Origin of the sequence: Pseudomonas fragi, from assembly GCF_025426255.1 — a bacterium.
Taxonomy (GTDB): domain Bacteria; phylum Pseudomonadota; class Gammaproteobacteria; order Pseudomonadales; family Pseudomonadaceae; genus Aquipseudomonas; species Aquipseudomonas kulmbachensis.
Genome location: NZ_CP104861.1, coordinates 4,148,544 through 4,160,400, shown reverse-complemented (window position 1 = coordinate 4,160,400; position 11,857 = coordinate 4,148,544). Strand labels below are relative to the sequence as shown.

Annotated in this window: 9 protein-coding genes; all 9 read left to right on the top strand. The window is 58.1% G+C overall.

Features of this window, described 5'->3' with window-relative positions; genetic code table 11:
• The first annotated feature begins 36 nt into the window (after positions 1-36).
• The gene (locus N7D90_RS19285) at positions 37-1,713 is read left to right on the top strand and encodes an acid phosphatase (RefSeq protein WP_261739490.1); all 1,677 of its coding nucleotides are present in this window, start codon (positions 37-39) and stop codon (positions 1,711-1,713) included.
• A gap of 202 nt (positions 1,714-1,915) precedes the next feature.
• On the top strand, positions 1,916-3,538 hold the full coding sequence (locus N7D90_RS19280) for a methyl-accepting chemotaxis protein (protein ID WP_261739489.1): 1,623 nt from the start codon (positions 1,916-1,918) through the stop codon (positions 3,536-3,538).
• A complete protein-coding gene (locus tag N7D90_RS19275; RefSeq protein WP_261739488.1) occupies positions 3,538-4,053 on the top strand; it encodes a chemotaxis protein CheW in 516 nt (171 codons plus the stop codon). The genes N7D90_RS19280 and N7D90_RS19275 overlap by 1 nt, the downstream gene beginning before the upstream one ends.
• The gene (locus N7D90_RS19270) at positions 4,050-5,321 is read left to right on the top strand and encodes a CheR family methyltransferase (RefSeq protein WP_261739487.1); all 1,272 of its coding nucleotides are present in this window, start codon (positions 4,050-4,052) and stop codon (positions 5,319-5,321) included. Before N7D90_RS19275 ends, N7D90_RS19270 begins: the two co-directional genes overlap by 4 nt.
• Complete coding sequence (locus N7D90_RS19265; protein ID WP_261739486.1) at positions 5,321-6,007, top strand: chemotaxis protein CheW; 687 nt, start codon at positions 5,321-5,323, stop codon at positions 6,005-6,007. The genes N7D90_RS19270 and N7D90_RS19265 overlap by 1 nt, the downstream gene beginning before the upstream one ends.
• Positions 6,004-8,298, top strand: coding sequence for a hybrid sensor histidine kinase/response regulator (locus tag N7D90_RS19260; RefSeq protein WP_261739485.1), 2,295 nt, complete (start codon positions 6,004-6,006; stop codon positions 8,296-8,298). The genes N7D90_RS19265 and N7D90_RS19260 overlap by 4 nt, the downstream gene beginning before the upstream one ends.
• Positions 8,295-9,305, top strand: a complete 1,011-nt coding sequence (locus N7D90_RS19255; RefSeq protein ID WP_261739484.1) for a chemotaxis response regulator protein-glutamate methylesterase — start codon at positions 8,295-8,297, stop codon at positions 9,303-9,305. The genes N7D90_RS19260 and N7D90_RS19255 overlap by 4 nt, the downstream gene beginning before the upstream one ends.
• A 52-nt stretch (positions 9,306-9,357) precedes the next feature.
• The gene (locus N7D90_RS19250) at positions 9,358-10,359 is read left to right on the top strand and encodes a PleD family two-component system response regulator (protein ID WP_261739483.1); all 1,002 of its coding nucleotides are present in this window, start codon (positions 9,358-9,360) and stop codon (positions 10,357-10,359) included.
• Positions 10,360-10,648: 289 nt separating this feature from the next.
• A protein-coding gene (prfB, locus tag N7D90_RS19245) for a peptide chain release factor 2 (RefSeq protein ID WP_261739482.1) occupies positions 10,649-11,744 on the top strand; the annotation gives its coding sequence in 2 pieces (ribosomal slippage) (positions 10,649-10,720 and positions 10,722-11,744; 1,095 coding nt in all).
• The last annotated feature ends 113 nt before the right edge of the window (positions 11,745-11,857 follow it).

Sequence of the window (11,857 nt, the reverse complement as noted above, 5' to 3'; positions counted from 1 at the left end):
AAGAAATATTTTGTTACGTTTGATCAGGAATATGTAATGAGCGACGAGACAGACCAGGACACCCAACTCCCGGCGGATAGCAGCCGCCGTCGGTTTCTCGCCGGTGCCGCTGCACTGGGCGTAGGCGCAGCCACCTTGAGCGCTTATGGTGGATCAGGGCCTGACAGTCCCGCCAATACGGCGCCGCTGACGCCTGCCGAACTGGACAGCAAGCTCCACGAACAGGTCAAGACCATCGTGGTGATCTATGCCGAGAACCGCAGTTTCAATAATCTGTTCGCCAACTTTCCCGGCGTCGAGAAGCCGTTGTCGGCACTAAAGCCCGCCGATTACCAACAGCGCGACCGCGACGGTAGCCTGTTACAGACCTTGCCACCGGTCTGGGGCGGGGTAGTGCAGACAGGGCCGCAAACGGTCGATGGTGTGACCTACGCTCCTGGTGTGCAGTACCAGGAAAACCTGGCCAACGCCCCGTTCGCCCTCAAAGGGCCCAATCAGGAAGATCTACCGCTGAACCTGGTGACCCGCGACCTGTGGCACGTGTTTTATCAGAACCAGATGCAGATCAACGACGGCAAGAATGACCAGTTCGTCGCTTGGGCAGACTCCGGTGGTTTCACCATGGGTTACTACGCCCAGACGCGGTATTCGCTGCGTCTATGGGACGTGGCGCGGGAATTCGTGCTGTGTGACAACTTCTTTCAGGGAGCATTTGGCGGCTCGTTTCTCAACCACCAGTACCTGATCAGCGCCACTGTGCCGTTCTATCCGAACGCAGGCACTTCAGTTGCCGAAGCCCAGATTGCCGTGCTGCAAGGGGACGACCCGACCGGCACGCGCCTCAAACCCCTGGAGAAATCACCGGCCAGTGCCATGACCGGCGCGCCGCAGTTCGGCCCAAGCGCACTGACACCCGATGGTTTTGCGGTAAACACCATGGCTCCGCCTTACTGGCCAACCTGGATCCGCGACCCTGAGCGACCGGACTACGCCAAGTCCGACCTGCCGAGCGTGCTGGTGCCACAAACCCACGAGCATATCGGCGACAAGCTGAACCAAAAGAATATCGACTGGGCTTGGTATGCCGGTGCTTGGCAGGCCACGCTGGAGCAGTTCAAGGGATCGGAGGGGATTCCCAAAATTCCTGGCTTCCAGTACCACCACCAGCCGTTCAACTACTTCGTGAACCAAGGCCCGGAGAACCCGAGCGAGCGCAGCAAACGCCTGCGTGACGGTGGCCTGGGGGACGAGGCAAGTACCAACCGCTTCTTGGCCGACGCCGAGGCTGGCAAGTTGCCTGCGGTGTGCTTCTACAAGCCCCAGGGCAACCTCAACCTGCATGCCGGCTATGCCGATGTAGCTGCTGGTGATCGCCACCTTGATCGCGTGCTCAAGGTGCTGCGCAACAGTGCGCAGTGGGAGAACATGGTGGTGGTGCTCACAGTGGACGAAAACGGTGGCTGGTGGGACCACGTCGCTCCGCCCAAGGGTGACCGCTGGGGGCCAGGTACGAGAATTCCGGCATTGGTGGTGTCGCCTTTCGCACGCAAGGGTACGGTGGATCACACGGTGTATGACACGGCCTCGATCCTGCGCCTGATCACTCGCGTGCATCAGTTGGAAATGCTTGATGGCCTCAAGCAGCGCGACGATGCAATGAAAGCCCGCGGCCAGGCGCCCATGGGTGACCTGACCAATGCACTGACGTTTTAACGCGTAATCACGGTGCTCTGTGGGAGCAGGATCGCTCCCACAGAGCAATGAGTTCAAATCGAGATCTCCTACACGTTTTGGATATTTTAAAATGTAGGTTTTTTTGTTTATTGCTGTGAGATCCGTCTCAACCGCTGTGCGAATCATTGCGTACCCTCGGCTATACTCACCATCATTTTGTATAGCTCCCCGAGGATCGACTGTGAAGAACTGGACGTTGCGCCACCGCATATTGGCGAGCTTTGCGGTAATCATCGCCATTATGCTGTTGATGGTTGTTGCTGCTTACTCGCGCCTGCTGTCGATCGAGAGCAGCGAAGAGACGGTACGCACCGACTCGATCCCCGGGGTTTATTACAGTTCGATGGTTCGCAGCGCCTGGGTCGACAGTTATGTCTTGACCCTGGAACTGGTGGGTTCTATCAACCAGCGTGCTCTGACCAACGAAGACCGCAAGCTGTACGCCAGCTACCAGGAACGTTTGAACAAAGAGCTGGATAATTACCGCAGGACTATCTTTGAAGGTGGAGACAGGGCTCGCTTTGATGAGTTCCTGGGGCTTCGCAAAGATTACGATCAACTGCTGGCCAGTGTCCTCGACCTGTATCAGAACAAGGATTTCGTACAGGCCCATAAGGTGCTTTCCGAGCAACTGGCGCCAGCCTGGATGGCCGGCCGCATGCAGCTCAACGAGGTCATCGACAGTAATCGTGATTCGGCCTCGACTGCGACCGATAACATTGCCCATGCGGTATTGACCGCCAAGTTAAGCATGATTATTTCGCTGATCATTGCCGTGCTGGCGGCGGCCCTCTGTGGCTTCCTGTTGCTGCGGGCGATCATGTCGCCGATGAAGCGCATCGTTTCGATTCTGGAGGTGATGCGTTCCGGTGACTTGAGCTCACGCTTGAATCTGGAGCGTAAGGATGAGTTTGGCGCGGTTGAAACCGGCTTCAACGACATGATGGCCGAACTGACCTCGCTGGTATCTCAAGCTCAGCGCTCTTCGGTGCAAGTCACCACGTCAGTGACTGAAATCGCCGCCACTTCCAAGCAACAACAAGCCACGGCCACTGAAACCGCAGCGACCACCACCGAAATTGGCGCCACGTCCCGCGAAATTGCAGCCACATCCCGTGACTTGGTACGCACCATGACCGAAGTGACCTCGGCAGCCGATCAGGCCTCTATACTGGCCGGTTCCGGGCAGCAAGGCCTGGCCCGCATGGAAGAGACCATGCACTCGGTAATGGGCGCCGCCGATCTGGTAAACGCCAAGCTGGCGATTCTTAACGAGAAGGCCGGCAACATTAATCAGGTGGTGGTGACCATCGTCAAAGTGGCCGACCAGACCAACCTGTTGTCACTCAACGCTGCCATCGAAGCTGAAAAAGCCGGTGAGTATGGTCGTGGCTTTGCCGTCGTCGCCACTGAAGTCCGCCGGTTGGCCGACCAGACGGCTGTGGCCACTTACGATATCGAACAGATGGTTCGCGAAATTCAGTCAGCGGTCTCTGCAGGCGTGATGGGCATGGACAAGTTTTCTGAGGAAGTACGTCGCGGTATGTCCGAGGTGCAGCAGGTAGGCGAGCAACTGTCGCAAATCATTCATCAGGTTCAGGCTTTGGCGCCGCGAGTGCTGATGGTCAATGAAGGCATGCAGGCTCAGGCGACGGGCGCCGAGCAGATCAATCTTGCACTGGTACAACTGGGCGATGCCAGCAGCCAAACCGTCGAGTCCTTGCGTCAGGCCAGCTTTGCGATCGACGAACTCAGTCAGGTTGCCGTTGGGCTGCGCAGCGGCGTTTCGCGTTTTAAAGTCTGATGAGCGAGCTTCTAGCCAAACACTCAGGCGCCAAGGTGTCGAAAGAACGCCTGTTTTTGGTGTTTTACATCGCCAGTGAACGCTACGCACTGGCGGCCACAGATGTGGTCGAAGTGCTGGCACGTTCGCCGCTCAAGCCGATTGCCCAGGCACCCGCTTGGGTGGCCGGGGTGTTTGCTCATCGCAATCGGATGGTGCCGGTGATCGATATCAGCGCCATGACCTTTGGTAGCGCGGCCGTGGCGCGTACCAGCACCCGGCTGGTGCTGGTCAACTATCGCGGCCAATTGCTGGGGATGCTACTGGAGCAAGCCAGCGACACTTTGCGCTGTGATCCGGCGGACTTTCAGCCCTATGGTCTGGATAACCGTGATGCACCTTACTTGGGGCCGGTGCGTCAAGACGAGTCAGGGCTATTGCAGTGGTTGAGTGTGGATGACCTGCTTAGCCCCGCTGTGTATGCACTGCTGTTTCCTGCGAGCGATGACGGTGCTTGTGAGCAGGTGATCGCATGAGTGACGATCAACGTTTTTTCGATTTCCTGAAGCTGCGCATTGGCCTGGACGTGGCCTCGGTCGGCCCGGCAATCATTGAGCGTGCCGTTCGCCAGCGCTGTTCTGCACTGAACATGGCCGATAACGATCGCTACTGGCAGCACCTGCTCAGCTCCCAGGATGAGCAGCAAGCCCTGATCGAATCAGTGATCGTGCCCGAGACCTGGTTCTTTCGTTACCCCGAATCGTTTGCCACGCTGGGGCGTCTGGCCAGAGAACGTCTGGCCGAGATCGGCAGTCGCCGCGCCCTGCGTATTCTGAGCTTGCCGTGTTCAACCGGCGAAGAGCCTTATTCGATTGCAATGGCGTTGTTTGATGCGGGGTTTGCAGCGCATCAATTCAAAGTCGAAGCGCTGGATGTCAGCCCGCTCTCGGTGCAGAGGGCGCAGAGAGCGCTGTATGGAAAAAACTCATTTCGTGGGCAGCAAACTGACTTTCGCGAGCGTTACTTCAGCCTTGAGGACGACGGTTATCAGCTGTCGGCACGGGTATGCGAACAAGTCAGCTTCAATGTCGGAAACTTGCTGGACCCCATGTTGCTGGCCAGCTTCGAGCCTTTTGACTTCGTGTTCTGCCGCAACCTGTTGATCTACTTTGATCTTAAAACCCAGCAGCAGGCACTGGATGCACTCAAGCGCATGACCCGTGATGATGGCGTATTGTTTATCGGCCCGGCCGAAGGCAACCTGCTCAGCCGGCTGGGCATGCGCTCGATCGGTGCGCCGCAGTCGTTTGCCTTTTGCCACAGTCGTGAGCCATTACCTGCAGCCCGCCCTGTGCTGGCTGAATTCAAGCCGTTGATCCGCCCACAACGGGCAGTGCCAGTGCCGCCACCGGCCAGCCGACCTTTTGCCCCGCGACCTCAAACCTCTACCGCGCAAAAGCCGAGTTCACTGACAGATGAACCGAAAGCGCTGCTGGAGCAAATCGCCAGCTTGGCCAATGAAGGCAAAAGTAATGAGGCACGGGCCGCCTGCGAACAATTTTTGCAACGACATGAGCCCCAGGCCGAAGTGTTTTACTGGCTGGGTTTGCTCAGCGATGTTCAGGGTCAGACATCCCAGGCACAGGTTTTTTATCGCAAGGCGCTGTACCTGGAGCCTCAACATTCTGAAGCACTGGCCCATCTGGCGGCCCTGCTGGCTTCGCAAGGCGATGTCGCAGGCGCCCAGCGCTTGAACGAGCGCGCTGCCCGTAACGGGCGTTCCGCCCACAGTGAGCGTAAATAATGAGCGCTTTAGCAGCCCAGAACTTGATTCACTCCGAAGCACAAGACATTGATGACTGCTGGAACCGTATTGGTATCTACGGTGACAAGAGCTGCCCGTTGCTGGAGCAGCATATTCATTGCCGTAACTGCGCCGTCTATTCGAGTGCCGCGACCCGTTTGCTGGATCGTTACTCATTTGAACAGGAACATCAGGAACTCTATGCACCACAGGCGCATGAAGAAAAAGTCGCTACGTGCTCGCTGGTGATTTTTCGTTTGGGTGACGAGTGGCTGGGGCTGGCCACGCGCTGCCTGGATGAAGTCGCACAAATGCAGTCGATTCACTCCTTGCCGCATCAGCGCTCCAGGGCTTTGCGCGGTGTGGCCAATGTGCGCGGCACATTGGTGCCGTGCCTGTCGCTGGTCGAACTGCTGGGGCTGGACCCCTCGGTGCCTGGCGCAACATCGCTGCGGATCATGCCGCGCATGCTGATTGTGGCGGCTCACGGCGGGGCGGTGGTACTGCCGGTGGATGAGGTGGATGGTATTCACAACATCGCCGAGCATGAATTAAAAGCGGCGTCGAGTTCAGGCGAGCATGCCAGCGCCAAATACACCCAGGGTGTGCTGCAGTGGAAAACCCGCAGCCTGCGCTTGTTGGATGAAGAGCAACTTTTGAGCGCAATCACCCGGAGCCTCACATGACCCCCGAGCAAATGCGCGACGCCTCGTTGCTCGAGCTATTCAGCCTTGAGGCCGAGGCGCAAACCCAGGTGCTCAATGCCGGTTTGCTGGCGCTTGAGCGCAACCCGACGCAGGCCGATCAGCTTGAAGCCTGCATGCGTGCGGCACACTCGCTAAAGGGCGCAGCCCGGATAGTCGGAGTGGACGCCGGGGTCAGTGTTTCCCATGTGATGGAAGACTGCCTGGTCAGCGCCCAGGAAGGCCGTTTGTACCTGCAACCCGAGCATATAGATGCTCTGTTGCAGGGCACCGATTTGTTGATGCGCATTGCCACGCCTGGCAGTGACAACGTCGGTCCGGCAGATATTGACGCCTACGTGACACTCATGAACGGGTTGCTGGACCCAGCGAACGCGCATGTGGCACCGCCTGAATTTGATGTGTCGCAACTGTTACTGGCACCCATGCCGCACGCCCCCGCACCTTTGCTTGAGCCGTTATTGCAGGCCGAGCCCGAGGTTACGCCAGAGCCAATGCGTCGCCCCCAGCGGCTGACCGAAAGCGGCGAACGGGTGTTGCGGGTCACGGCGCAGCGCCTGAACAGCCTGCTCGATTTGTCCAGCAAATCGCTGGTAGAAACCCAGCGTCTCAAGCCCTACCTGGTGACGTTACAGCGCCTCAAACGCATGCAGGGCAGCAACCTGCGGGCAATGGATACGCTCAGTGAACATCTCAAGACCATGGTCCTCAGTCATGAAGCCGAAGAGGCGCTGGCAGATGCCCGGCGCATTCTGACTGAGTCGCAGCGCCTGCTCAGTGAGCAGACCGCCGAGCTCGACGAGTTCTGCTGGCAGGCTGGTCAGCGTGCGCAATTGCTCTACGACACCGCACTGGCTTGTCGTATGCGCCCGTTTGCCGATGTCCTGGTCGGGCAGGAGCGCATGGTGCGTGATTTGGGCCGCGCCTTGGGCAAGCAGATTCGCCTGGAAATCGAAGGCGAAAAAACTCAGGTCGACCGCGATGTACTGGAAAAGCTTGAAGCGCCACTGATCCATTTGTTGCGTAATGCCGTCGATCACGGCATCGAAACTCCGGAGCAGCGGCTGCTTGCGGGTAAACCTGCCGAAGGTTTGATCCGCTTGCGCATCTCCCATCAGGCCGGTTTGCTGGTGCTTGAACTGAGCGATGACGGGGCCGGTGTTGATCTGGATCGTTTGCGCCGCACTATCGTCGAGCGTCAGCTGTCTACCGAGTCGACGGTGGCGCAACTGAGCGAAGAAGAACTGCTGACCTTTCTGTTTTTGCCGGGGTTCAGCCTGCGTGACATCGTGACCGAGGTTTCGGGGCGTGGCGTGGGGCTGGACGCCGTTCAGCACATGGTGCGCCTGCTGCGCGGAGCCATTGTGCTGGAGCACACTGCGCAACGTGGTAGCCGCTTCCATCTGGAAGTACCGCTGACCTTGTCCGTGGTCCGCAGCCTGGTGGTTGAGGTCGCAGACGAGGCCTATGCCTTCCCGCTGGCGCATATCGAGCGCATGCGTGACCTGCAACCGGACGAAATCGTGCAACTTGAAGGCCGCCAGCACTTCTGGCATGAAGGCCGGCATGTAGGGCTGGTTGCCGCCAGCCAGTTGCTGCAGCGCCAACCCAGCCAGAGTGACGATGAAACCCTGAAAGTCGTGGTGATTCGCGAGCGCGACGCGGTCTATGGCGTGGCCGTCGAGCGCTTTATCGGTGAGCGAACCCTGGTGGTATTGCCCCTCGATCCGCGCTTGGGCAAGGTGCAGGACATTGCGGCCGGGGCCTTGCTTGACGATGGTTCCCCCGTATTGATCGTAGATGTTGAAGATATGCTGCGATCGGTCGACAAACTACTCAACACCGGACGTCTGGAGCGTATCGACCGGCGTAATCGGCATACCGCAGAACTGACCCGCAAACGTATTCTGGTGGTCGATGACTCGCTGACGGTGCGCGAATTGCAACGCAAGCTGCTGCTTAACCGGGGCTATGAAGTGGCTGTGGCGGTGGATGGCATGGACGGTTGGAATGCCTTGCGTGCCGAACACTTCGATCTGTTGATTACCGACATCGATATGCCGCGCATGGATGGCATCGAACTGGTCACTTTGTTGCGTCGTGACAGTCGATTGCAATCGATGCCGGTGATGGTGGTGTCTTACAAGGATCGAGAAGAAGACCGTCGGCGCGGCCTGGATGCAGGAGCCGACTATTATCTAGCTAAAGCCAGTTTCCATGACGATGCCCTGCTCGATGCAGTGGTTGAACTCATTGGAGGAGCCCAAACATGAGAATCGCCATCGTCAATGATATGCCCTTGGCGGTTGAAGCCCTGCGTCGGGCGCTGGCGTTCGAGCCCGCCCATCAGGTGATTTGGGTCGCCGCAGATGGCGAGGAAGCAGTGCGCCTGTGTGCCGAGAACACGCCGGACCTGATTCTGATGGACCTGATCATGCCGGTGATGGATGGCGTCGAAGCCACGCGCCGGATCATGGCCGAAAGCCCGTGCGCCATTGTGATCGTTACCATCGATCGCGAGCAAAACGTCCATCGCGTATTTGAAGCCATGGGTTTTGGTGCGCTGGATGTGGTGGACACCCCGGTGTTGGGTGGCAGTAACCCCAAGGAGGCGGCGGCGCCCTTGCTGCGCAAGATCCTCAATGTCGGCTGGTTGATGGGCCAGGGTGAGAAGCGTGTCCCACCGGTATCCGCCCAGCCTCGTGTCCCGGGTATGCGGGGCGGGTTGGTGGCGATCGGTTCGTCGGCAGGCGGCCCGGCAGCGCTCGAAACCTTGCTCAAAGGTCTGCCGAGGAACTTTGAAGCGGCAATCGTGCTGGTTCAGCATGTTGATCAGGTTTTTGCGGCCGGAATGGCCGAGTGGCTGAGCAACTCGTGCGGGCTCAATGTTCGTTTGGCCCTCGACGGTGAAGCGCCTCAGGCGGGGACCGTGCTGCTGGCGGGCACCAACCACCATATCCGGCTATTGAAGAATGGCACGCTGGCCTATACCGCCGAGCCGGTAAATGAAATTTATCGACCTTCGATAGATGTATTTTTTGAAAGTGTTGCCCGGCACTGGAGTGGCGATGCGGTGGGTGTGCTGTTGACCGGAATGGGGCGTGACGGGGCTCAAGGCCTCAAGCTTATGCGCCAGCAGGGCTTTCTTACCATTGCCCAGGATCAGTACAGCAGTTCGGTGTACGGCATGCCCAAAGCGGCGGCCGCCATCGATGCAGCGGTTGAAATCCGCCCCTTGGACAAGATTGCGCCACGCTTGCTGGAGAAATTTGCCAAATGACTGGTAAAACCCGACAGGACTGGCTTGAAGGTTGTAATTCAGGTGAACGCGCATGAATGACTTGCAGTTGGACGACGTCAAAACTGACGAAAACTCGGCCATGGTATTGCTGGTAGACGATCAGGCAATGATCGGCGAAGCCGTACGCCGTGGGCTTGCTCTTGAGCAAAATATAGACTTTCACTTTTGTGCGGACCCGCATCAGGCTATTGCTCAAGCCATCCGCATCAAGCCGACGGTGATTTTGCAAGACCTGGTGATGCCGGGGCTTGACGGTCTGACCCTGGTGCGCGCGTACCGCAATCACCCGGCGACCCAGAATATTCCGATCATTGTGCTTTCCACCAAGGAGGATCCGCTGATTAAAAGCGCGGCTTTCTCGGCTGGGGCCAATGATTATTTGGTGAAACTGCCGGATAACATCGAACTGGTGGCGCGGATTCGCTATCACTCAAGGTCTTACATGACGCTGTTGCAGCGTGATGCGGCTTACCGTGCGTTGCGGGTCAGTCAGCAGCAGTTGCTGGATACCAATCTGGTGCTGCAACGCCTGATGAATTCCGATGGGCTGACCGGGCTGTCCAACCGCAGGCACTTCGATGAGTATCTGGAACTGGAGTGGCGCCGCGCCATGCGCGAGCAAACCCAGTTGTCGTTGTTGATGATCGATGTCGACTACTTCAAGTCCTTTAACGACAGTTTTGGTCATTTGGACGGCGACGAAGCGTTGCGCAAAGTGGCCTCGGCCATCCGCGATGCCAGCAGCCGACCGTCTGACTTGCCAGCCCGTTATGGTGGCGAGGAATTTGCCATCGTACTGCCCAATACCTCGCAGGGCGGAGCCCGGCTGGTAGCTGAAAAGCTGCGTATGGCGGTCGAAGCCATGAACATCCCGCATATTTCGCCGACAGCGGGTCAGTGCCTGACCATCAGCATTGGCCTGGCGACCATGACCCCGCAACAGGGCGGCAATTGCCGGGAGCTGATTTCGGCGGCAGACAAGGGGCTGTATCTGGCCAAGAAAAATGGGCGTAACCAGGTGGGGATCGAGTAACCCACTCCCGTAGCCGCTGCTCGTCAGCGGCTACGGGTTTTTAGTGTTAATTGGAATGCCGCGTACATCCTTCCAGGACCTTGTCCCCATAGGAAAGATGAGATTGCTGACGGAATGCGTCAATAAGCTATCACCCCGGATCATCTGTGGGAGCGGGCTTGCTCGCGATTGGGGCGATGCGGTTTGTGTTGATTTTCCTGCCCATAACCCCGCCAGGCGGGCTGCTGATGTGCTTGGTTTACGGTATACTCCCCGGCTTTGTAAAAATCGCCTACGAGTGCCGCCAGCCATGGAAATCAACCCGATCCTTAACAGCATCAAGGACCTGTCAGAGCGCTCCGAAACCATTCGGGGGTATCTTTGACTACGATCAAAAGCATGAGCGTCTGACTGAAGTCAATCGCGAGCTTGAAGATCCGAGTGTCTGGAACAACCCTTCGTACGCCCAGGAGCTGGGGCGCGAGCGCTCCCTGCTGGCGCAGATCGTTGAAACCCTTGATGAGATGCACACCGGTCTGGCCGATGCCAAAGACCTGCTGTTGATGTCCGCCGAGGAAGAAGATCAGGCCGCTGTAGATGACGTTGCCGCTGAGGTGGAACGTCTGCGCGAAGCCCTTGAAAAACTCGAATTCCGCCGCATGTTCCGCGGTGAAATGGACGCCAACAACGCTTACCTGGACATTCAGGCAGGCTCCGGTGGTACCGAAGCGCAAGACTGGGCCAATATCCTGTTGCGGATGTATTTGCGCTGGGCCGACAAGCGCGGCTTCGATGCCACCATCATGGAGCTGTCTGCCGGTGACGTTGCCGGGATCAAAGGCGCGACCGTACATATCAAGGGCGAGTACGCATTTGGTTGGTTGCGCACCGAAATTGGCGTCCATCGTCTGGTCCGCAAAAGCCCGTACGACTCGGGCAACCGTCGTCACACCTCGTTCTCGGCTGTATTCGTTTCGCCGGAAATCGACGACAACATCGAAATCGACATCAACCCCTCGGACCTGCGGATCGATACCTATCGCTCCTCCGGTGCGGGTGGTCAGCACGTAAACACCACCGACTCCGCCGTACGTATTACTCACGTACCGAGCAACACCGTGGTGAGCTGCCAGAACGAACGTTCGCAGCATGCGAACAAAGACACCGCGATGAAAATGCTGCGCGCGCGTCTCTACGAGCAGGAAGTCCAGAAGCGTAATGCCGCTTCCCAGGCGCTGGAAGACACCAAGTCGGATATCGGCTGGGGTCATCAGATCCGCTCGTACGTACTTGACGCCTCGCGTATCAAGGATTTGCGTACCAATATCGAGCGCAGTGATTGCGATAAGGTGCTCGACGGCGATATCGACGAGTACCTGGTAGCCAGCCTGAAACAAGGGCTGTAAGTCGAGCGACCAACCGTAAAGTGCGAAGCCAGTGCGATGCCCAAAAGGCGTGCTAAAGCCCGCTTCCCCCCGCCGCAAGGTGGGGGTAACGAACCTGTGATGGAATTTTTTAA

Coding starts and splice junctions, on each gene's coding strand:
- N7D90_RS19255 (WP_261739484.1), top strand. CDS start 8,295: ATGAGAATCGCCATCGTCAATGATATGCCCTTGGCGGTTGAAGCCCTG.
- N7D90_RS19275 (WP_261739488.1), top strand. CDS start 3,538: ATGAGCGAGCTTCTAGCCAAACACTCAGGCGCCAAGGTGTCGAAAGAA.
- N7D90_RS19285 (WP_261739490.1), top strand. CDS start 37: ATGAGCGACGAGACAGACCAGGACACCCAACTCCCGGCGGATAGCAGC.
- N7D90_RS19260 (WP_261739485.1), top strand. CDS start 6,004: ATGACCCCCGAGCAAATGCGCGACGCCTCGTTGCTCGAGCTATTCAGC.
- N7D90_RS19270 (WP_261739487.1), top strand. CDS start 4,050: ATGAGTGACGATCAACGTTTTTTCGATTTCCTGAAGCTGCGCATTGGC.
- N7D90_RS19250 (WP_261739483.1), top strand. CDS start 9,358: ATGAATGACTTGCAGTTGGACGACGTCAAAACTGACGAAAACTCGGCC.
- N7D90_RS19265 (WP_261739486.1), top strand. CDS start 5,321: ATGAGCGCTTTAGCAGCCCAGAACTTGATTCACTCCGAAGCACAAGAC.